At 44.1% G+C, this 229-nt stretch carries 1 pseudogene; it reads right to left on the minus strand.

Annotated elements, in window-relative coordinates:
- A pseudogene (gene celA / locus RMT89_RS46500) lies at positions 1-227 on the minus strand (PTS cellobiose transporter subunit IIB); the annotation flags it as partial.
- Positions 228-229 lie beyond the last annotated feature (2 nt).

Here is a 229-nt window from a genome sequence, read left to right on the forward strand (position 1 = left end):
TTTTGGTGTGGTTCGGCATACTCGCTGATGGTCTTAAAGTACATCTTGGTCTGCGGGCTGACCAGATAGAGGTCATAGCTATTTTTGTTGACGATATTCTTTGAATCGCTGGTGGTGGTTGCATCCACATGGATATCTTTTCCTTTTTGAGCCAGCAAGTCGGTCACCTTTTTGGCCATTAGGGAAGAGGACATACCGGCATTACAGAAGATCATGACATTTTTCATCA

The organism is Streptomyces sp. P17 (assembly GCF_032436805.1).
Lineage (GTDB): Bacteria > Actinomycetota > Actinomycetes > Streptomycetales > Streptomycetaceae > Streptomyces.